The organism is Streptomyces sp. JLBT605, from assembly GCF_058215555.1.
Genome location: NZ_CM177087.1, coordinates 1,495,526 through 1,514,672, shown reverse-complemented (window position 1 = coordinate 1,514,672; position 19,147 = coordinate 1,495,526). Strand labels below are relative to the sequence as shown.

The following is a 19,147-nucleotide window of genomic DNA, read 5'->3' as shown; positions in this document are numbered from 1 at the left end:
TGCAGCCCTGAGTGAACACGACATCGCTCCCCGCACGGGTGGAGCCGAAGGCGGTACGGTGGGGCGTGAAGGATCCGGATCCGAGGTCCGAGGAGGGAGCCAGCGATGATTCTGCTCCGTCGCCTGCTGGGTGACGTGCTGCGCCGGCAGCGCCAGCGCCAGGGCCGTACTCTGCGCGAGGTCTCCTCCTCCGCCCGGGTGTCCCTCGGCTATCTGTCAGAGGTCGAGCGGGGCCAGAAGGAAGCTTCGTCCGAGTTGCTCGCCGCCATCTGCGACGCGCTGGATGTGCGGATGTCGCAGGTCATGCGCGAGGTCAGTGACGAACTCTCGCTCGCGGAGCTGGCGGAGTCGGCGGCGGCCGGCGAGTCGGTGCCGGCCATGCGGCCCATGCTGAACTCCGTCACCGTGACGTCCGTGACGGGTGTTCCGGAGGAGCGGGTGACCATCAAGGCGCCCGCGGAGGCGGTGGACGTGGTCGCCGCCTGACGGCCAACCGGCCACCCGTACAAGCTTTCGGAGCCCCGGTTCGGTGCCTGTGCACCGGACCGGGGCTCCGTCCGTATCCGGCCGGTTCATGGCGTCTGTGCCATGGTGGAGGGAGGACGAATCCGACTGACAGCGCATAACCGTCCCGGTCGGTTGCGGTGGGGTTCAGGCGTGGCTCCATGAGCCCGCACCGGTCCGGCGGGGCGGACAGGAGGACAGGAATGTCTGTACTGAAGAGCCCGCTGCCCGAGGAGCACCTCCCCGTCGTGGGCGACGCACTGCAAGGCGCACTCGTCGATCTGGTGGACCTCGCGCTGGTCGCCAAGCAGGTCCACTGGACGGTGGTGGGCCCGCGCTTCCGGTCCGTGCACCTCCAGCTCGACGAGGTGGTGGCCACTGCCCGTCAGCACATGGACATCGTCGCCGAGCGCGCCTCGGCGATCGGCGTCGCACCGGACGGACGGGCCGAGACGGTCGCCAAGACCAGCGGCATCGACACCGTCAAGGACGGCTGGTGCGACGACACCGAGGCGGTGCGGACGCTGATCGCCGCTCTCGGGTCCGTCATCCAGCGGATGCGCGGCCGCATCGAGAGCACCGCCGAGCCCGACCCGGTGACGCAGGACATCATCATCGGCCTCACCCGGGACCTGGAGAAGCATCACTGGATGTTCCAGGCAGAGAACGTGAACGGGGGTCAGAGGTAGGTCGGGCCGCGCATGACCGAGACAGAGACCCCGCGCGACCGAATGCCGCGGATGGTCGTGCTGGGTGTGCAGTCCGGTGATCCGCCGTACCGGCTGGTGGAGATCGGCGGTGAGTTCGTCGGCACCGCGCACTCGCTGGCGGACGTCCTGGAGATCGCCCACCGTGCCGGTCTGGGCAGGCTGGACCTCGACGACCCGGACCAGGTCCGCTGGGTCGGCGGCGACAAGTACACCTGGACGACATGGCACTGGTAGGCGGCGCCGGCGGCGGGCTGACGGGTGGTGAGCCGCCGCCCGCGTTCCTGACGGGTGGTGAGCCGGCCTCGTCGCCCGCCCCCGGCGCGCGTCGATGCCTCCGGGCGCGGCGTGCCCGGCGGGCCGGGGGCGGGCAGACTGAGCAGAGCGTGGACGCCCGGCGCCGGTCCAGGGGGTGTCTGATGGGTCGCCGTGGGAGGAGGAGCGCCGTCCGGTGCCGCCGGGCGGCGCGATGGGTGTGTGCGCTGACGCTCGGGGCGGTGTGGTGCTGGGCGGCGATGCGGCTGACCCTCCACCCGGCCCGGACCGGCCCCGTCGAAGGGGCGTTCCTCGCCGGGGGCTGGGGGTTGAGTCTGCTGCCGGTGCACTGCGTGCCCCGCTCCGAGACGAACGGACGCCGGCACGACCCGGGGCGGGGCTGAGAGAGCGTCAGCCCGCTGGATCGGTCGGCCTCGGGCCCGGCTGGCAGCGCGGGCACCAGAAGGTGACCCGCTCCGCCGCCACGTCCTGCTCGGTGACGCGGACCGGTGTCCCGCAGCGGCGGCAGACCCGGCCCGCGCGGCCGTACACCCACAGCCGGCGATCGGCGCGCGACTCGGCGGTGGTGACGCGGCCTGGGCGGCCCTTGTTGGCCTCCAGCAGCTTCTTGGCCAGCGCCACCAGCCGCTCCGGACGGGGGACTTCCCCAACCGGAAGCCAGGGCGAGACGCCGGCCAGGAAACACAGCTCGCACCGGTAGACATTGCCGATCCCCGCGAGATTGCGCTGATCGAGCAGTGCCTCACCGACCGGGCGGGCCGGGTCGGACAGCAGCCTCCGCAGCGCCTCGTCGGCATCCCAGTCAGGCCCGAGGAGGTCGGGGCCCAGGTGCCCGACCACCTGCCCCTCGTCGGCCGTGCGCAGCAGGTCCAGGACCGGCAGCCGGTACCCGACGGCGGTGCGGTCGGCGGTGCCGAGGACGGCGCGGATCTGGTGCCCGGGGCCGCCCGTCCACCGCTCACCGGCCCGGTAGATCTTCCACGCGCCGTCCATGCGCAGATGGGAGTGGAGGGTCAGGCCACCCTCGATCCGGGTCAGCAGGTGCTTGCCGCGCGGGACGACCTCGGTGACGCGGCGCCCGGTCAGATCCACGGTCGCCAGGCGGGGCACCCGCAGATCGCAGCGGATCAGGGGCTTGCCCGCCAGGGCCTCGTGGAGGCGGTGAGCCGTCCACCAGACGGTGTCTCCTTCCGGCATACCGACCATGATGCCGGGACGTACGCCGACCGGGTCAGGGGGCGCGGAGGCGCAGGCCGCGGGGGGTGGGGTGGAAGCCGGCCGCTTCCATAAGGCGGCCTAGGGCGGAGGACAGGGCCGGGGCGCCGTTGACCCGCTCCACGGTCACCGTGCCGAGGGCGCCGGCCCGGCCCGCCTCGGCGAGCGCGGTCACCGCCGTCCGCAGCCGGGCGTCGTCCTCCGGCGATTCGGCCTCGGCCGGGCCCGAGGGCCAGGCGAGCAGGGTCTTGCCGCCGCGCTCCATGTAGACGGTCAGCTCACCGTCGACGAGCACGACCAGCGAGCCCGCCTTGCGGCCCGGTTTGTGGCCCGCTCCGGCGGGCGGCTCCGGCCAGGGCAGGGCGGCGCCGTAGGCATTGGCCGGATCCGCCGCGGCGAGCACCACCGCCGGGCCCGGGGAGGGCGCGCCGAAGGGCTCCGCGCCGCCGGCGGCCGGCCCGGCGGAGCGCTCCCGGGCGCTGCTGACCGCCCGCAGCCGGTCCACCGCGCCGTCCATGGCGAACTGCGCGGCGCCCAGACCTTCCACCACATAGCCGCGCCTGGCCTGCCCGGTGTCCTCGAACGCGGACAGCACGCGGTACGCGGCGGCGAAGCCGCCCTCCACGCCCTCCGCGGCGACGGTGCCGCGGGTGACGACGCCGTGGCGGTCCAGGAGCGTACGGGCCAGGGCATGGGCGCGGTGGGTGGCGTCCAGCTCCCGCTCCGGCAGCAGCGACCAGCGGCCGGCCACCGTGGGAGGGCCGCTGCGGGAGGCCGTGGGCCGACCCGTACGCCCGGTGAGGGAGCCGTATCTGCCGCGGGGGACGGTGCGCTTGGCCCGGTGCGCGGTGGCGCCCGCCGTGCGGCCGGAGCCGAGGAGGGAGCGGAGCGGGGCGAGGGTGTCGTTGCTGAGCCGGCCGGACCAGGCCAGGTCCCACACCACATCGGCGAGCTCCGGATCGGTGCACTCCGGATGGGTGGCCCGGACCTGGTCGGCGATCTGCCGGAAGAACAGGCCGTAACCGCCGGAGAGCGCGTCGAGTACGCACTGGTGGAGGGGGCCGATCTCCAGCGGATGCGGGGTGGGCAGCAGCAGCGGGGCGGTGTCGACCAGGTGCAGGGAGACCCAGCCGTCCTTGCCGGGCAGCGCCCCGGCCCCGGCCCAGACCACCTCACCGCCGGCGGTCAGCTCATCGAGCATGGTCGGGGTGTAGTCCACCACCCGGGACGGCAGCACCAGCTTCTCCAGGGCGGAAGCGGGGACCGGGGCGCCCTGCAGCTGCTCGACGGCGCGCACCAGGCCGTCGATCCCGCGCAGGCTGTGGGTGCCCAGATGCTGCCACTGCGGCAGGAACGCGGCGAGCGCGGCGGGCGGCACCGGCTCCAGCTCCTGGCGCAGCGCGGCCAGCGAGCGGCGGCGCAGCCGGCGCAGCACCGCCGCGTCGCACCACTCCTGGCCGATGCCGGCCGGATGGAATTCGCCCTGGACGACCCGGCCGGCCGCGGCCAGGCGGTGCAGCGCGCCGTCCGTGACCGCCGCGCCCAGCCCGAACCGGGCGGCGGCGGTGGCGGAGGTGAACGGGCCGTGGGTGCGGGCGTACCGGGCGAGCAGATCGCCCAGCGGGTCCTTGACCGGCTCGGTGAACGCCTCCGGCACCCCCACCGGAAGGGCGGTACCCAGCGCGTCGCGCAGCCGGCCCGCGTCCTCGATGGCCGCCCACTGCTCCTGACCCGCGATCCGGACCCGGATGGCGCGGCGCGCGGCCGCCAGCTCCTCGACCCACGCCGGATCCGCGCCGCGCTCGGCCAGCTCCGCACCGGTGAGCGGGCCGAGCAGCCGCAGCAGATCGGCGACGCTCTCGGCGTCCTTGGCGCGGCGGTCCTCGGTGAGCCACTGCAGCTCGCGCTCCAGCTCGGCCAGCACCTCCGCGTCCAGCAGCTCACGCAGCTCCGCCTGGCCCAGCAACTCGGCCAGCAGCCGGGAGTCCAGCGACAGGGCGGCGGCGCGCCGCTCGGCGAGCGGGGAGTCCCCCTCGTAGAGGAACTGCGCCACATAGCCGAAGAGCAGGGAGCGGGCGAACGGCGACGGCTCGGGGGTCGTCACCTCCACCAGCCGGACCCGGCGGGCCTCGATGTCGCCCATCAGCTCGGTCAGGCCGGGGACGTCGAAGACATCCTGGAGGCACTCCCGGACCGCCTCCAGCACGATCGGGAACGAGCCGAACTCGCCGGCCACCTGGAGGAGCTGGGCCGCGCGCTGCCGCTGCTGCCACAGCGGGGTGCGCTTTCCGGGATTGCGGCGGGGCAGCAGCAGCGCGCGGGCGGCGCACTCGCGGAACCGGGCGGCAAACAGCGCGGAGCCGCCGACCTGGTCGGTGACGATCTGGCCGATCTCGCCCTTGTCGAAGGCGACGTCGGCCGCGCCGACCGGGGACTGTTCGGTGTCGTACTCCCGGCCCATGGCCGCCGGATCGGCGTCGAGGAAATCCAGGCCCATCATGTCCGCGTCGGGCAGCCGCAGCACGATGCCGTCGTCGGCGTGCATCACCTGGGCGTCCAGGCCGTACCGCTCGGCCAGGCGGGCGCCGAGCGCCAGCGCCCACGGGGCGTGCACCTGGGCGCCGAACGGGGAGTGCACCACGACCCGCCAGTCGCCCAGCTCGTCCCGGAACCGCTCGACGACGATCGTGCGGTCGTCCGGCACATGCCCGCACGCCTGCCGCTGCTCGGCGAGGTAGGACAGCACATTGCCGGCCGCCCAGTCGTCCAGGCCCGCGGAGGCCAGCCGGGCCCGGGCGGCCTCGTCGGCCATCCCGCCGATCTCCCTGAGGAACCCGCCCAGCGCGCGGCCCAGCTCCAGCGGACGGCCCAGCTGATCGCCCTTCCAGAACGGCAGCCGGCCCGGGACACCGGGGGCGGGGGAGACCAGCACCCGGTCGCGGGTGATGTCCTCGATGCGCCAGGAGGTGGTGCCCAGGGTGAAGACATCACCGACCCGGGACTCGTAGACCATCTCCTCGTCCAGCTCCCCGACGCGGCCTCCGCCCTTCTTCGGGTCGGCTCCGGCGAGGAACACCCCGAACAGGCCGCGGTCGGGGATGGTGCCGCCGGAGGTGACCGCCAGCCGCTGCGCCCCCGGCCGCCCGGTGACCGTGCCCGCGACCCGGTCCCACACCACCCGGGGCCGCAGCTCGGCGAAGACATCGGAGGGATAGCGGCCCGCGAGCATGTCGAGCACCGCGGTGAAAGCCGACTCGGGGAGGGTGGCGAACGGCGCGGCGCCACGCACCACGGCCAGCAGCTCCTCCACGTCCCAGGTGTCCAGGGCCGTCATGGCGATCAGCTGCTGGGCCAGCACGTCCAGCGGATTGGCGGGCACTCGCAGCGCCTCGATGGCCCCGGCTCGCATCCGCTCGGTGACCACTGCGGCCTGCACCAGATCGCCGCGGTACTTGGGGAAGACCACCCCGGTGGAGACCGCGCCCACCTGATGCCCGGCCCGGCCCACCCGCTGCAGGCCGGAGGCGACGGACGGCGGCGACTCCACCTGGACGACGAGATCCACCGCGCCCATGTCGATGCCCAGCTCCAGGCTGGACGTGGCGACCACGGCCGGCAGCCGGCCCGCCTTGAGGTCCTCCTCGACCTGCGCCCGCTGCTCCTTGGACACAGAGCCGTGGTGCGCCCGGGCGAGCAGCGGCGGGGCACCCTTCGCCGCCCCTGACCCGCCCATCAGCTGGGCCGGGGAGTGGTGCTCGGGCACCGCGCCGGTGGTGCGCTCGTACGCGATCTCGTTGAGCCGGTTGCACAGCCGCTCGGCGAGGCGGCGGGAGTTGGCGAAGACGATGGTGGAGCGGTGGGCCTGGACCAGGTCGGCGATCCGCTCCTCCACCTGCGGCCAGATCGACGGCTTCTCGCCCGGCTCGCCCTCCTGGGCCGGGGCGCCGCTCAGCTCGCCGAGGTCCTCGACCGGCACCACCACGGACAGGTCGAACTCCTTGCCCGAGGGAGGCTGGACGATCTCCACCTTGCGCCGCGGGGACAGGAAGCGCGCCACTTCGTCCACCGGCCGGACGGTGGCCGACAGCCCGATGCGCCGCGCGGGGCGCCGGCCGCCGGCCGACTCCGCCCGGTGCAGCGCGTCCAGCCGCTCCAGGGTGAGCGCCAGATGCGCCCCGCGCTTGGTGCCGGCGACGGCGTGCACCTCGTCGAGGATGACCGTCTCCACGCCGCTGAGCGCGTCCCGGGCCGATGAGGTGAGCATCAGGAACAGCGATTCGGGGGTGGTGATGAGGATGTCCGGCGGGCGGTTGGCGATGGCGCGCCGCTCGGCCGCCGGGGTGTCGCCGGACCGGATGGCGACCCGCACCTCGGGCTCCGGCAGCCCCAGCCGCACCGCCTCCTGCCGGATGCCGGTGAGCGGACTGCGCAGATTCCGCTCGACGTCCACCGCCAGCGCCTTGAGCGGCGACACGTACAGCACCCGGCACCGCTTGCGGGCCTCGGCCGGAGGCGGCGTGCTGGCCAGGCCGTCCAGCGCGGCGAGGAAGGCCGCGAGCGTCTTGCCCGAGCCGGTCGGCGCGACGACCAGCACGTCGGAGCCCTCACCGATCGCCCGCCAGGCGCCCTCCTGGGCGGCCGTGGGCGCGTCGAAGGCTCCGGTGAACCATCCGCGGGTCGCCGGGGAGAAGGCATCGAGCGCAGTCCTCGCCATGCCCCCCATCGTGCACCGCACCACTGACAACGGGCCCACCGCGGCGCTGAGCAGGCAGAATGGAGTCCATGGGCAACGGGGAGAGCGCACGGCACTGGCAGCACCCCGAGTTGCCCGGCGTCGATCTGCTGCGGGCCCGCTACATCCACAAGACCTTCGTGCCGCACACCCACGACACCTTCGTCATCGCGGCGATCACCAAGGGCATCGAGGAGTTCCGGCACCAGGGCGACCTGCTGCGGGCAGGCCCGGGAGCGGTGGCGCTGCTCAACCCGGACGTGCCGCACACCGGCCACGCCGGTGTGCCCGAGGGCTGGACGTACCAGGTCCTCTACCCGGCCCCGGAGCTGATCGCGGAGATCGCGGCCGAGACGACGACGATCCGCGGCACGGCCGGCTTCCGGACCGTGGTGATCGACGACGACCTGGGCAGCCACCGCCTGGTCACCGAGATCCACCGGGCCGCCGAGGAGGGCAACGCGCTCGCCGCCGACAGCCTGCTGCGGATCACCGCCGCCCGACTGCTGCGCCGGTACGGCGCACCGCTGACGGCGCGCACGGCGCTCGGCGCCGGGGTGCGCAACGCGATGCGCGCCCGGGCGGTGCTGGAGGAGCGGATGGCCGACCCGCCCACCCTCAAGCAGCTCGCCACCGACCTGGGCACCAGCCCCTTCGCGCTGCTGCGCGCCTTCCGCGCCGCCTACGGCATGCCGCCGCACACCTGGCTCACCGACGCCCGGGTCCGGCGGGCCCGCCGGCTGCTGGAAGCCGGGGTCGCGCCGGCCACGGCCGCCGTGGAGGTCGGATTCACCGACCAGCCCCATCTCAACCGGCACTTCACCCGCATCGTCGGGGTGCCGCCGGGCGCGTACCGGCGCGAGCGCGCAAGCGCAAGAACGTACAAGACCGCCGGCGCGACCCGCCCGTAGCGTCCGGGACGTGGCAGAACCAGCAGAACCGAAAGAACCCACCGGCATATCAACCACCGACGTCCGCCTGATCGACGTCGCCACCACCGCAGAGCCCACCGCCGTCGCGCCCGCCCCAGCCGGGGCGAAGACGGGGACTGACGCCGGGACCGGCAGCGCGGTCGGCACCGAGGGCGGCACCGCCGGGCCCAGGCCCGACCGGGCCGTGATCCGGGACGCGCTCGGGGTCGGCGTCGCGGTCGGACTCTCCGGCTTCGCGTTCGGCGCGACCTCGGCCGGCGCCGGGCTCGACACCCTCCAGACCTGCGCGCTCAGCCTCTTCGTCTTCACCGGCGCCTCGCAGTTCGCGCTGGTCGGCGCGCTGGCGGCGGGCGGCAGTCCGTTCGCGGCGGCCGCCGGCGCCTTCTTCCTCGGGATCCGCAACGCCTTCTACGGGCTGCGGCTGTCCGGGCTCCTCCGGCTGCCCAGGGCCGTGCGCCCGCTGGCCGCGCACTGGGTCATCGACGAGACCTCCGCCGTCGCCTTCGCGCAGCGCGACCAGCGCGCCGCGCGGCTCGGCTTCACCGTCACCGGGGCGACCCTCTTCCTGCTGTGGAATCTGAGCACCCTCGGGGGCGCCCTCGGAGCGTCCGCGCTCGGCGACACCGACGCCTGGGGGCTGGACGCCGCCGGGCCCGCGGTCTTCCTCGCCCTGCTGGCTCCCAAACTGACCGGCACCACCGAGCGGGCGGTCGCGGCCCTGGGCGTGCTGCTCGTCCTGGCCAGTGTGCCGGTGCTGCCCGCGGGCACCCCGGTGCTGGTGGCGGCGCTCGCCGCACCCGCCGTGCTCCTCTTCCAGGGGCGAGCCGGGGAAAACCCCGAGACGTCCCCGGAGAGCACGTCCCCAGAAAGCACCCGCCAGGAGATCGAGGAGGCGAGCCGTTGAACACCTGGATCGCCATCGGCGTCACGGCGGCCGGCTGCTACCTGGTCAAGCTGCTCGGGCTCTCGGTGCCGGCCGGGGTGCTGGAACGCCCCCTGGTCAGACGGCTCGCCGTGCTGCTCCCGGTCGCACTGCTCGCCGCACTCACCGCCCAGCAGACCTTCAGCGAGGGGCACGCCCTGCGCCTCGACGCCGGCGCGGCGGGGCTCGGGGCCGCGGCGCTCGCGCTGCTGCTCCGCGCCCCCTTCCTGGTCGTGGTGGGCGCCGCCGTGCTCGTCACCGCGGCGGTGCGAGCCCTGGCGGGTTAGCCCTGCTCAGGGCTGTCCGGTCGGCCCGGCCGGTGGGGGGTGTCCGGCCGGCCCGGCCGGTCAGCTGATGCCGCGGTCGTACGCGCGCAGCGTCACCAGCGCGTCGATGGTCGCCATCGGCCTGCACTCCAGCCCGGTGCCCGGCGCCCATTCGTGCTGCGGGGCCGTCCCGTCCCGGAGCCCGTGCGCGATGACCGGCCAGCCGCCGTCGTGGGCTTGCGCGGCCGCGAGGAAGTCCAGCGCGCGGTCCACCTCGGCCTCGGTGAACCAGCGGCGGGCCAGCGAGCGGGGCGTGGGCGCGAAGTCGTAGACGAAGTGATGGCCGGTCCGCGGGTGGCCCTCCGGGGCCGCCTGGCCGGCCACCCGCTCCGGCTCCAGCACCACCAGCCGCTGCTCGCGCACGCACCGGCCGAGCCGCTGCGCGAGCGCCTCCGCGCGGGGGCGGTCCGGCACGCCGTCCAGGAAGGCGACGGCCGCCGCCACCTCGTACGGGTGCGCCTTCGCCCCGTCCGCCAGCCCCTCGGTCGCGGCCCAGCAGAAGTCCGTGGCCCTGAACAGCCAGGCGTGCCACACCTCGTTGCGGTGCAGCAATCCCACCACCGGGCCGGTGGCCAGCAGGTCGCTGGGCGGATGGTCGCGGACCGGGAGCCAGGGAGCCGCCGGGTAGCCGCGCAGCGAAGGGTGGAGCGCGGGCAGCGCGCCGTCCGGGGCGGAGACGTCGGTCAGATAGCGGCAGATCCGCTCCGCCCGCCGGCCCCCGCAGCGGCCGATCTCATCGAGGACGCGCAGCGCGTGCGCGGTGTGCAGCGGCTGACTGACCGGACCGCGCAGATCCGGTTCCAGGGCGTGTCCGAAGCCGCCGTCGGCTCGCTCGTAGGCGGCCAGCGCGGTCTCGACGGCGTCCGCGCCGCCGCCCAGGAAGTGGTACGCGAATCGGTGCTGCTCCAGCACTCGGGCGGTCAGCCACACGAAGCGCTCGGCACGGGCGAGTGGAGTGGACGAAGCTGCGTCGGATCGGTCCATGCCCCGACCGTAGGGCGGATGCCGCCGCCGGACAGCCGCTTGGGCATGGCTGCACCCTCAGGGGCGGGATACTGGGCTCATGCGGTTGACGGTCTTCTGGCAGCGGATGGCGGACTACTTCGGTGAGTCCTACGCCGACTCCTTCGCGCGCGATCATGTGATGTCCGAACTGGGTGGCCGGACCGTGCGCCAGGCGCTCGACGCCGGCTGGGAGGCCAAGGACGTCTGGCGCGCGGTGTGCCGCGCCGTGGAGATCCCGCACGACAGGCGGTGACCGGGGGAGCCGGGCGGCCGGTTTTTTACGGGGTGGCCGGAAAGCGGTGGCTCGGGTAGGCCACACTGGGGCGCGTGGCCACGACAGAAGAGACGACTCCGCCGACTCCGCAGGACGACCAGAGCCCCCTCGGCAGCGCGGGAGCGATGGCGCCCTCCGCCGCGCGGATGCCGCCCTGGTTGCCTCGGGCCATGGTGCTGGCGCTCACGCTGGTGGCCTGTTTCAAGCTCGCGACCTGGGCCTTCGACCAGCTCACCAGCCTGCTGCTGAACATCCTGATCGCGTTCTTCCTGGCGGTCGCGATCGAACCGGCGGTGGACCGGATGGCAGCGCGCGGCATCCGCAGGGGCATCGCCACCGGCCTGGTCTTCCTGGGCATCCTGGTCTTCGCCGCGGGCTTCTTCGCCCTGCTCGGCTCGATGCTGGCCGACCAGATCGTGAAGATGGTCGAGGACTTCCCGCAGTACCTCGACAAGTTGATCCAGTGGACCAACGCCACCTTCCACACCGAGCTGTCCCGGGTCGAGATACAGGACAGCCTGCTGCACTCCGACTGGCTGCAGAAGTACGCCAAGGACAGCGCGAACGACGTGCTGGACGTCTCCGCCGCGGTGCTCGGCGGCCTGTTCCAGGTCCTGACGGTGACGCTGTTCGCCTTCTACTTCGCGGCCGACGGCCCCCGGCTGCGCCGCGCGCTGTGCTCGGTGCTCCCGCCGCACCGGCAGGCCGAGGTGCTGCGCGCCTGGGAGATCGCGGTCGCCAAGACCGGCGGCTACATGTACTCGCGCGGGCTGATGGCGCTGATCTCCGGGATCGCGCACTACGTCCTGCTGGAGAGCCTGGGCGTGCCGTACGCCCCGGCGCTCGCCGTCTGGGTGGGCCTGATCTCGCAGTTCATCCCGACCGTGGGCACCTACCTGGCGGGCGCCCTGCCGATGCTGATCGCCTTCACCGTCGAACCGTGGTACGCGGTCTGGGTCTTCGGCTTCGTCGTCGTCTACCAGCAGTTCGAGAACTATCTGCTGCAGCCGCGCATCACGGCCAGGACCGTGGACATCCACCCGGCGGTCGCCTTCGGCTCGGTGATCGCGGGCACCGCGCTGCTCGGCGCGGTGGGGGCGTTGATCGCGATCCCGGCGACCGCGACGCTCCAGGCGTTCCTCGGCGCGTACATCAAGCGCTACGAGGTCACCGATGATCCGCGGATCCTGGGCGGGGTGCGGCGCGAGCGCGGTCCTTCGCCGCTCGCGCGGGCCCGCGGAGCCCTCGCCCGGCGCGGTTGACACGAAAATCGAACATCCATTCTTATGGGATCCCCGGCTGAGTTATCCACAGGCCGGCGGCCGTCCGGGCGCGTTGTCAGTGGCAGGCGTTAGCGTCGTGGACGTGAAGCGATCGACTCAAGCAAACCGGGTGGAACCCATGGCAGGAACCGACCGCGAGAAGGCGCTCGACGCCGCGCTCGCACAGATTGAACGGCAATTCGGCAAGGGCGCCGTGATGCGCATGGGCGAGCGGCCGAATGAGCCCATCGAGGTCATCCCCACCGGGTCGACCGCTCTGGACGTCGCCCTCGGGGTCGGCGGTCTGCCGCGCGGCCGTGTGGTCGAGGTGTACGGACCGGAGTCCTCCGGTAAGACGACCCTGACCCTGCACGCCGTGGCCAACGCCCAGCGGGCCGGCGGCACGGTGGCCTTCGTGGACGCCGAGCACGCCCTCGACCCGGACTACGCCCAGAAGCTCGGCGTGGACACCGACTCCCTGATCCTGTCCCAGCCGGACAACGGCGAGCAGGCGCTGGAGATCACGGACATGCTGATCCGCTCCGGCGCGCTGGACCTCATCGTCATCGACTCGGTGGCCGCCCTGGTGCCGCGCGCGGAGATCGAGGGCGAGATGGGCGACTCGCACGTCGGCCTCCAGGCCCGGCTGATGAGCCAGGCGCTGCGGAAGATCACCGGTGCGCTGAACCAGTCCAAGACCACCGCGATCTTCATCAACCAGCTCCGCGAGAAGGTCGGCGTGATGTTCGGCTCACCGGAGACCACGACCGGTGGCCGCGCGCTGAAGTTCTACGCCTCGGTGCGGCTGGACATCCGCCGGATCGAGACCCTCAAGGACGGCACCGAGGCGGTCGGCAACCGGACCCGCGTGAAGGTCGTCAAGAACAAGGTCGCCCCGCCCTTCAAGCAGGCCGAGTTCGACATCCTCTACGGCCAGGGCATCAGCCGCGAGGGCGGCCTGATCGACATGGGCGTCGAGCACGGCTTCATCCGCAAGTCCGGCGCCTGGTACACCTACGAGGGCGATCAGCTCGGCCAGGGCAAGGAGAACGCCCGCAACTTCCTCAAGGACAACCCCGACCTGGCCAACGAGATCGAGAAGAAGATCAAGGAGAAGCTGGGCATCGGCGTCAAGCCGGCGGACCCGGCCGCGGAGCCCGGTGCCGACGCCGCCGGACCCGCCGCCGCGACCGCCGCGCCGGTGAAGGCGGCGCCCACCACGGCGGCGAAGACCGGAGCGAAGGCGGCCAAGGCCACCGCCGCCAAGAGCTGATCCGTGACTCGGCGAACGGACTGGCCGGAGCTGCCCGACCGGCCGATCGGCTCCGGCCAGGCCACCCGCGAGGGCGGTGACGGCGCAGACGGGAGCGGCCCTGCCCTCGGGGGGGCTGGCCGCGCCCGCCGCTCCCGGCGCGGCTCCCGCACCCCCGGCGCACCTCCCTTCGGCGAGGCCTTCGGGGAGACCTTGGAAGAGGAGGAGCCCGGCGCCGGGCAGCGGCCGCCGGCCGACCCTGAGGAGCAGGCGCGGGCGATCTGTCTGCGCTTGCTCACCGGGACCCCGCGCACCCGCAAACAGCTCGCGGACGCGTTGAGCAAGCGCGGCATCCCGCAGGACGTCGCCCAAGGCGTGCTGTCCCGGTTCGAGGACGTCGGGCTGATCGACGACGCGGCGTTCGCCGGCGCCTGGGTGGAGTCCCGGCACCACAGCCGGGGCCTGGCCCGCCGCGCCCTCGCCCGGGAGCTGCGTACCAAGGGCGTGGACGCCGAGCTGATCGACGAGGCCGTCGGCCGACTCGACGCGAACCAGGAGGAGCAGACCGCCCGCGAGCTCGTCGAGCGCAAGCTGCGCTCCACCCGGGGGCTGGACCCGGACAAGCGGCTGCGCCGCCTCGCCGGGATGCTGGCCCGTAAGGGGTATCCCGAGGGGCTGGCGCTGCGGGTGGTGCGGCGCGCTCTGGAGGAAGAGGGCGCGGATCCGGAGCTGCTCGACCAGCACCTCCCCGAAGGCTGACCATCAGCGGACCGGTCGCCGACGCCGGAGTGATCCACCGACGCCGGACCGGTCCGCTGATGGCCCGTCACCCTCGTGGTGGGGAGCTTGGCCGGTCCGCGGACGGGCGCACCGGCAGGCCGGCCGCCCGCCACGCCTGGAAGCCGCCCACCAGGTCGGTCGCCCGGTGCAGGCCGAGTCGGCGCAGGGAGACCGCGGCGAGACTCGAGGCATAGCCCTCGTCGCAGATCACCACCACGGGCAGATCATGGCCCGTCGCCTCCGGCAGCCGGTGGTCGGACAGCGGGTCCAGTCGCCACTCCAGCTCGTTGCGCTCCACGATCAGCGCACCGGGGATGGTGCCGTCGCGGTCGCGGAGCGCCGCGTACCGGATGTCCACCAGCAGTCCGCCGGCCGCCCGCACCCGGGCCGCCGCGGCCGCGTCCACCCGGTCGAGCTCGGCCCGGGCCTCGGCGAGCAGTGTCTCGATGCCCCGGCTCATGCCCACTCCTCCGGGCGCTCGACCTGCTCCAGCCGCAGCACCGGGCCGGTGCGGCTGTAGCGGCGGATCAGCGGCAGCGGCGGGTAGTAGGCGTGCACCGACACCGCATGCCGCTCGGCCGAGGGGTTGAACACCTGGTGGACGTGGTGCGCCCCGAAAGCGCGGCCGTGTCCCGGCGTCAGGTCCCGTCGGCGGTCCAGGCCCTCCGCCAGCTCCAGGGTCTTCCAGCCTTCGGTCGGCAACTGGACGGCGAGGGACTGCTCGGTCAGCTCGCCCGAGGCGGCGACGAACGCGCCATGCGAACCGCCGTGGTCGTGCCAGCCGGTGCCGGTACCGGGCGGCCAGCCGATCAGCCAGGCTTCACTGCCGCCGGGACCGGCCAGCCGCAGCCAGGTCCGGCCCTCCGGATCGAGAGGGAGAGCGGAGACCAGCGCGGTATCGGCGGCGGTACGGCGCGCGAAGGCCAGCAACTCGGCGGCGCCGGGAGCCGCGGCCGGGGCCGCGCCGCCGGTGGGAAGAGCGCGCGCGGAGTCATCGACGCGCGGCGTGGGCGTGGGGGAGGTACGTACGTCGGACACAGGCACCGTCCTGGGGTGATCGCGAGGAGGCGCGGCCGGGCCGCGCGGGGAATGCGGATCAGCAGGACGGGCGACACACGCAGCCCGCGTAGCGGAGCAGGTCCACATGGACCCTCCGCCAGAAGTGCGGCAGCTGGGTGTCAGTCACGCTCCGCAGTGAACCATGCGCCCGAATCCGTGGTCAACGAGCCAGATCACACTCGCGTCGTTCCCTACGGCGCGCCCCAACACGGCGCGCACTGACACTCCTCGCCGGGCGGCCCCTAGCCGCGGGCGCCGGCTTCGGCCTCCTGACCGGCCCGGTGCTCGCCACCGGCGGTGCCGCCGCGGATCGCCTCCGCGCATGCGTGCAGCTCGCCGGGGTGTACGCCGGAGAGCGCCGCGACCAGGTGCCCGTCCGGGCGTACCAGCAGCACCGTGTGCGCGGCGGCCCCCGGATACTCCTCGGCGACCAGCAGCTCGGCGCTCATCGGCAGCGCCGAGACGGCGGCCGACAGCCTCGGCATCAGACCGGCGCGCAGCCAGTGGCGGCGGTCCCACACCCCGGTGCCGGGGGCGACCAGCACCACCAGCAGATGGCGGCCGAGCCGGTCCCGGAGCCGGACCGCCGAGCCGTCCGGCGCGGTCACCGGCACGTCGGCGGCCAAGGCGCCCAGCGGGGTGCCCACCGGGACGGACCCGGCGGGGGCGGCCGCCGGGGCCAGCGGCGAGCGGGCATAGACCGGCGGGGCACCGAGTGGGCCCCGCCCGAGGTGACCATCGGTGAGCAAACCGTCCTGCCCGCGCACCGCGCCCGGCACCACGGTGCGACGCATCGCCGACCAGCCGCCCGCCGCCCGGACCGGCGGCAGCGCCTGGTCGGCGGCGCGCAGCCGGGCGCTCACCGCGGCCCGCCGCTCGCCCTGGTAGCTGTCGAGCAGCGTCTCCGCGTCCGACGCGCCCTGATGCCAGGTCAGCCCCAGCTTCCAGGCGAGGTTGCCGACGTCCCGCAGCCCCTCGTCCAGACCCTGGGTGCCCAGCGCGCCCAGCAGATGGGCGGCGTCCCCGGCGAGGAAGGCGCGGCCGACCCGCCAGCGCAGCGCGAGTCGGTGGTGGATGGTGTGCACGCCGGTGTCCAGCAGCTCATACGGCGGCTCGGGGTCGCCGCACCAGCCGATCAGGGTGTCGCGGACCCTCGCCAGCAGCGCCTCGGGGGTGATCAGATCGCGGCCGGGCGGCAGCAGCCAGTCCAGTCGCCAGACGTCGCCGGGCAGCGGCCGGGCGAGCACCTCGTCATCGGCCCCACGCCAGGGCGGTGAGCGGTGCAGCATGGCCTCGTCCGGCCACGGCAGTTCGGTGCGCAACGCGGCGACCGCGTGCCGCTCCACGGCGGTACGCCCCGGGAAGCGCACGCCGAGCAGCTTGCGGACGGTCGAGCGCGGGCCGTCGCAGCCGACCAGATAGCTGCCCCGCCACCAGGTTCCCCCCGCGCCGCTGGTGTGCACCGAGATGCCCGAGGCGTCCTGCTCCACGGTGTCGACGCGGCTGCCGGGGACGACCGTGACCAGGCCGGAGGTGGCGATGGCGGCGAGCGTGGAGCGCAGCGCGGACGTCAGCTCGTGCTGCACCACATGCACCGGACGGGCCGCCGCCGGATCAGAGGCGCCGGACGCCTTGCCGGAGGAGCCCGCCCCGGACCGGTCCCCGGCCTCCGGGGGCTCGACCGAAGCCCCCATGTCCACGGCGGGTCCGCTGTCATCGCCGGTGAAGGAGACCTGTCGCACCAGGTGGCGCCGGCGCATCGTCCGCCAGCCCGCCCAGCGGTGCGGTCCGAAGGCGTCCGCGCAGCCGAGCCGGGCCACCAGGGCCGCCGTGTCGGAGTGCAGCACGGCGGTGCGGGCCGGGCGCCGCTCATCGGCTCCGGCGCCCTCGTCCAGCAGGACGACCGGGACGTCGAGCCGGGCCAGCGCCAGCGCCATGGTCAGACCGACCGGGCCCGCCCCGGCGACGATCACCGGATCCACGGCGCTGCTCCCTGGACGCGGCCGGCGACCCGGACACCGTCGGCGACCCGGCTCGGACCGGCCATCGGGCGGCAGCCGACGGCGGGGAACGGCCCGCCGGTGTACGGAAGGGGGTCTGCGAGGGTTGTCGAGGAGCTGACGATGAGGGCCCGGTGCGTGATCACACAGCGTATGCAACCCATTGCGGGCGCTTGCGTCAAGCGAGGAAAAGAGGCAGAGACGGCGCAGGCGGCGGCGCATTCGCCGCCGCCTGCTGCTCACGCAGGGTGCCCTGCGGTCAGTCCGTCCGGCCGGACTGCTTGTCCGCCGCCTCGGCCGGAAGGGTCCCGACGGCGTCCAGCTTGTCGATCTGGTCGGGCGCCAGCACCGCGCCGGTGCTCTTCTTGCCGCGCCGCAGCGTGCGCTCCAGCCACTGCGCGAGCGCGGTGAGCGCGAAGTTCAGCGCGATGTAGATCAGCGCGATCACGGTGAAGGCGGCGATGGTGTTGGCGCCGTAGTTGGTACTGATCAGGCTGGCCTGGGAGAGGAGGTCCTGGAAGCCCAGCAGCGGGCCGCCGAGCGCGGTGTCCTTGACGATCACGACCAACTGGCTGACCAGCGCCGGGAGCATCACGGTGACCGCCTGCGGCAGCAGCACATTGGACATGATCTGTCCCTTGCGCATACCGATCGCCTGGGCCGCGTCCGACTGCCCGCGCGGCAGCGAGAGGATGCCGGCCCGCACCACCTCGGCGATGACCGAGGCGTTGTAGAGGACGAGTCCGGTCACGACCGCGTACAGGGGGCGGAAATCGGAGTCGATGTTGCTGTACTCCGCGTAGGCCGCGTTGGCGAACAGCATCAGCATCAGCACCGGGATGGCGCGGAAGAACTCCACCACCACGCCCACCGGCACCCGGACCCACCGGTGGTCGGAGAGCCGCCCGATGCCCAGCAGCGCGCCGAGCGGCAGGGCGATGACGATGGACAGCCCCGCTGCCTTGAGCGTCTCGCCGAGCCCCGGGATCAGGAACTCCGACCAGATCCGGGAATCCTCGACGAACGGGCGCCACTTCTCCCCGGCCAGCTGGTTCTTGTCGGCCATGGTGTCCAGCACCCACCAGACCCCCAAGCCCATCACGGCGAGGAAGACGATGGTGTAGAGCACATTGCGCCGCTTGGCGCGCGGCCCCGGTGCGTCGTACAGAACGGACAGGTCACTCATCGCTTCACCGCCACACGCTTGCTGACCCAGCCGAGCAGCAGACCCATCGGGAGGGTCAGGACAACGAACCCGAACGCGAACACCACGAAGACCAGGAAGATCGCGTCACTTTCGAACTCGATCATGTTCTTCATGAGGTAGGCGGCCTCGGCGACGCCGATGGCGGCCGCCACCGTGGTGTTCTTGGTCAGGGCGATCAGCACGTTGGCCAGCGGCAGCACGGACGCGCGGAACGCCTGCGGCAGTACGACGTGCCAGAGCACCTGGAAGAAGCTCAGCCCCAGGGCGCGGGCCGCCTCCGCCTGACCGGGGGGCACCGTGTTGATTCCGGAGCGCAGCGCCTCGCAGACGAAGGTGGCGGTGTAGGCGATGAGGCCCAGCGTCGCCAGCCGGAAGTTCCATTCCTCCGGCGTCTCACCGGCGAGGGTGATACCCAGCGTCGAGTACAGCCCCAGGGAGGTGAAGAGGATGATGACGGTCAGCGGGGTGTTCCGGATGACGTTGACGTACACGGTGCCGAAACCGCGCATCAGAGGCACAGGGCTGACCCGCATGCCGGCCAGGACGGTGCCCCAGATGAGGGAGCCGACCGCCGAGAGGAAGGCCAGCTGGACCGTCAACCAGAACGCTCCGAAGAGGTCATACCCTTCAAGAAAGTCGAACACGTTCTCCCGCGCTCTCGCTTGGTCGGATGGATCGGCGCGCCGCCGCCGGG

The 19,147-nt window shown here is 73.5% G+C and carries 20 protein-coding genes; 11 read left to right on the top strand and 9 right to left on the bottom strand.

Features of this window, described 5'->3' with window-relative positions:
- Positions 1–105 precede the first annotated feature (105 nt).
- The 4 genes from AC4BDD_RS06915 to AC4BDD_RS06900 all read left to right on the top strand — a co-directional run bounded on the left by AC4BDD_RS06915 (position 106) and on the right by AC4BDD_RS06900 (position 1,870).
- Positions 106–486 (top strand): helix-turn-helix domain-containing protein, encoded by a 381-nt coding sequence (locus tag AC4BDD_RS06915; RefSeq protein WP_490690087.1) that lies wholly within the window; start codon positions 106–108, stop codon positions 484–486.
- 221 nt (positions 487–707) lie between these two features.
- Positions 708–1,193 (top strand): Dps family protein, encoded by a 486-nt coding sequence (locus AC4BDD_RS06910; RefSeq protein ID WP_490690086.1) that lies wholly within the window; start codon positions 708–710, stop codon positions 1,191–1,193.
- Positions 1,194–1,205: 12 nt separating this feature from the next.
- Positions 1,206–1,448 carry a hypothetical protein gene (locus AC4BDD_RS06905; RefSeq protein WP_490690085.1) on the top strand — a complete coding sequence of 81 codons (243 nt, stop codon included), beginning with the start codon at positions 1,206–1,208 and terminating at the stop codon, positions 1,446–1,448.
- Between the two features lie 236 nt (positions 1,449–1,684).
- A complete protein-coding gene (locus AC4BDD_RS06900; RefSeq protein WP_490690084.1) occupies positions 1,685–1,870 on the top strand; it encodes a hypothetical protein in 186 nt (61 codons plus the stop codon).
- Positions 1,871–1,877: 7 nt separating this feature from the next.
- Here AC4BDD_RS06900 and AC4BDD_RS06895 read toward each other — a convergent pair whose 3' ends face one another.
- Positions 1,878–2,684, bottom strand: coding sequence for a DNA-formamidopyrimidine glycosylase family protein (locus AC4BDD_RS06895; protein ID WP_490690083.1), 807 nt, complete (start codon positions 2,682–2,684; stop codon positions 1,878–1,880).
- Positions 2,685–2,718: 34 nt separating this feature from the next.
- Complete coding sequence (locus tag AC4BDD_RS06890) at positions 2,719–7,416, bottom strand: ATP-dependent helicase (RefSeq protein WP_490690082.1); 4,698 nt, start codon at positions 7,414–7,416, stop codon at positions 2,719–2,721.
- Between the two features lie 68 nt (positions 7,417–7,484).
- On the opposite strand from AC4BDD_RS06890, the gene AC4BDD_RS06885 reads away from it, so the two are divergent.
- From AC4BDD_RS06885 to AC4BDD_RS06875, 3 genes are all read left to right on the top strand, one after another.
- Complete coding sequence (locus AC4BDD_RS06885) at positions 7,485–8,345, top strand: AraC family transcriptional regulator (RefSeq protein WP_490690081.1); 861 nt, start codon at positions 7,485–7,487, stop codon at positions 8,343–8,345.
- Between the two features lie 67 nt (positions 8,346–8,412).
- Entirely contained in the window at positions 8,413–9,270 is an 858-nt protein-coding gene (locus AC4BDD_RS06880) for an AzlC family ABC transporter permease (RefSeq protein WP_490691693.1), read from the top strand.
- Positions 9,267–9,575 (top strand): AzlD domain-containing protein, encoded by a 309-nt coding sequence (locus AC4BDD_RS06875; protein WP_490690080.1) that lies wholly within the window; start codon positions 9,267–9,269, stop codon positions 9,573–9,575. The genes AC4BDD_RS06880 and AC4BDD_RS06875 overlap by 4 nt, the downstream gene beginning before the upstream one ends.
- Positions 9,576–9,635: 60 nt before the next feature.
- On the opposite strand, the gene AC4BDD_RS06870 is transcribed toward AC4BDD_RS06875, so the two are convergent.
- A complete protein-coding gene (locus AC4BDD_RS06870; RefSeq protein WP_490690079.1) occupies positions 9,636–10,598 on the bottom strand; it encodes a prenyltransferase/squalene oxidase repeat-containing protein in 963 nt (320 codons plus the stop codon).
- Positions 10,599–10,677: 79 nt separating this feature from the next.
- On the opposite strand from AC4BDD_RS06870, the gene AC4BDD_RS06865 reads away from it, so the two are divergent.
- The 4 genes from AC4BDD_RS06865 to recX all read left to right on the top strand — a co-directional run bounded on the left by AC4BDD_RS06865 (position 10,678) and on the right by recX (position 14,166).
- A complete protein-coding gene (locus AC4BDD_RS06865) occupies positions 10,678–10,872 on the top strand; it encodes a DUF3046 domain-containing protein (RefSeq protein ID WP_490690078.1) in 195 nt (64 codons plus the stop codon).
- Positions 10,873–10,946: 74 nt separating this feature from the next.
- Positions 10,947–12,155 (top strand): AI-2E family transporter, encoded by a 1,209-nt coding sequence (locus AC4BDD_RS06860; protein WP_490690077.1) that lies wholly within the window; start codon positions 10,947–10,949, stop codon positions 12,153–12,155.
- 139 nt (positions 12,156–12,294) lie between these two features.
- Positions 12,295–13,428 (top strand): recombinase RecA, encoded by a 1,134-nt coding sequence (gene recA, locus AC4BDD_RS06855; RefSeq protein WP_490690076.1) that lies wholly within the window; start codon positions 12,295–12,297, stop codon positions 13,426–13,428.
- 3 nt (positions 13,429–13,431) lie between these two features.
- Entirely contained in the window at positions 13,432–14,166 is a 735-nt protein-coding gene (gene recX, locus AC4BDD_RS06850) for a recombination regulator RecX (protein ID WP_490690075.1), read from the top strand.
- A 67-nt stretch (positions 14,167–14,233) separates the two neighbouring features.
- Here the strand turns inward: recX and AC4BDD_RS06845 are convergent, their stop codons facing one another.
- From AC4BDD_RS06845 to AC4BDD_RS06820, 6 genes are all read right to left on the bottom strand, one after another.
- Complete coding sequence (locus AC4BDD_RS06845; protein WP_490690074.1) at positions 14,234–14,647, bottom strand: rhodanese-like domain-containing protein; 414 nt, start codon at positions 14,645–14,647, stop codon at positions 14,234–14,236.
- Positions 14,644–15,225: a cupin domain-containing protein gene (locus AC4BDD_RS06840; RefSeq protein WP_490690073.1), complete on the bottom strand. Its 582-nt coding sequence runs from the start codon at positions 15,223–15,225 to the stop codon at positions 14,644–14,646. The genes AC4BDD_RS06845 and AC4BDD_RS06840 overlap by 4 nt, the downstream gene beginning before the upstream one ends.
- A 58-nt stretch (positions 15,226–15,283) precedes the next feature.
- Entirely contained in the window at positions 15,284–15,373 is a 90-nt protein-coding gene (locus AC4BDD_RS06835; RefSeq protein ID WP_490690072.1) for a putative leader peptide, read from the bottom strand.
- 115 nt (positions 15,374–15,488) lie between these two features.
- Entirely contained in the window at positions 15,489–17,228 is a 1,740-nt protein-coding gene (locus AC4BDD_RS06830) for an FAD-dependent monooxygenase (RefSeq protein WP_490690071.1), read from the bottom strand.
- A 277-nt stretch (positions 17,229–17,505) separates the two neighbouring features.
- Positions 17,506–18,432 (bottom strand): amino acid ABC transporter permease, encoded by a 927-nt coding sequence (locus AC4BDD_RS06825; RefSeq protein ID WP_490690070.1) that lies wholly within the window; start codon positions 18,430–18,432, stop codon positions 17,506–17,508.
- A complete protein-coding gene (locus AC4BDD_RS06820; RefSeq protein ID WP_490690069.1) occupies positions 18,429–19,097 on the bottom strand; it encodes an amino acid ABC transporter permease in 669 nt (222 codons plus the stop codon). Before AC4BDD_RS06820 ends, AC4BDD_RS06825 begins: the two co-directional genes overlap by 4 nt.
- Between the last annotated feature and the right edge of the window lie 50 nt (positions 19,098–19,147).

Excerpts from the sequence above, each read along its gene's own strand:
- AC4BDD_RS06915 (WP_490690087.1), top strand. The coding sequence starts at position 106 with ATGATTCTGCTCCGTCGCCTGCTGGGTGACGTGCTGCGCCGGCAGCGC.
- AC4BDD_RS06910 (WP_490690086.1), top strand. The coding sequence starts at position 708 with ATGTCTGTACTGAAGAGCCCGCTGCCCGAGGAGCACCTCCCCGTCGTG.
- AC4BDD_RS06905 (WP_490690085.1), top strand. The coding sequence starts at position 1,206 with ATGACCGAGACAGAGACCCCGCGCGACCGAATGCCGCGGATGGTCGTG.
- AC4BDD_RS06895 (WP_490690083.1), bottom strand. The coding sequence starts at position 2,684 with ATGCCGGAAGGAGACACCGTCTGGTGGACGGCTCACCGCCTCCACGAG.
- AC4BDD_RS06890 (WP_490690082.1), bottom strand. The coding sequence starts at position 7,416 with ATGGCGAGGACTGCGCTCGATGCCTTCTCCCCGGCGACCCGCGGATGG.
- AC4BDD_RS06885 (WP_490690081.1), top strand. The coding sequence starts at position 7,485 with ATGGGCAACGGGGAGAGCGCACGGCACTGGCAGCACCCCGAGTTGCCC.
- AC4BDD_RS06870 (WP_490690079.1), bottom strand. The coding sequence starts at position 10,598 with ATGGACCGATCCGACGCAGCTTCGTCCACTCCACTCGCCCGTGCCGAG.
- AC4BDD_RS06865 (WP_490690078.1), top strand. The coding sequence starts at position 10,678 with ATGCGGTTGACGGTCTTCTGGCAGCGGATGGCGGACTACTTCGGTGAG.
- recA (WP_490690076.1), top strand. The coding sequence starts at position 12,295 with ATGGCAGGAACCGACCGCGAGAAGGCGCTCGACGCCGCGCTCGCACAG.
- AC4BDD_RS06845 (WP_490690074.1), bottom strand. The coding sequence starts at position 14,647 with ATGAGCCGGGGCATCGAGACACTGCTCGCCGAGGCCCGGGCCGAGCTC.
- AC4BDD_RS06825 (WP_490690070.1), bottom strand. The coding sequence starts at position 18,432 with ATGAGTGACCTGTCCGTTCTGTACGACGCACCGGGGCCGCGCGCCAAG.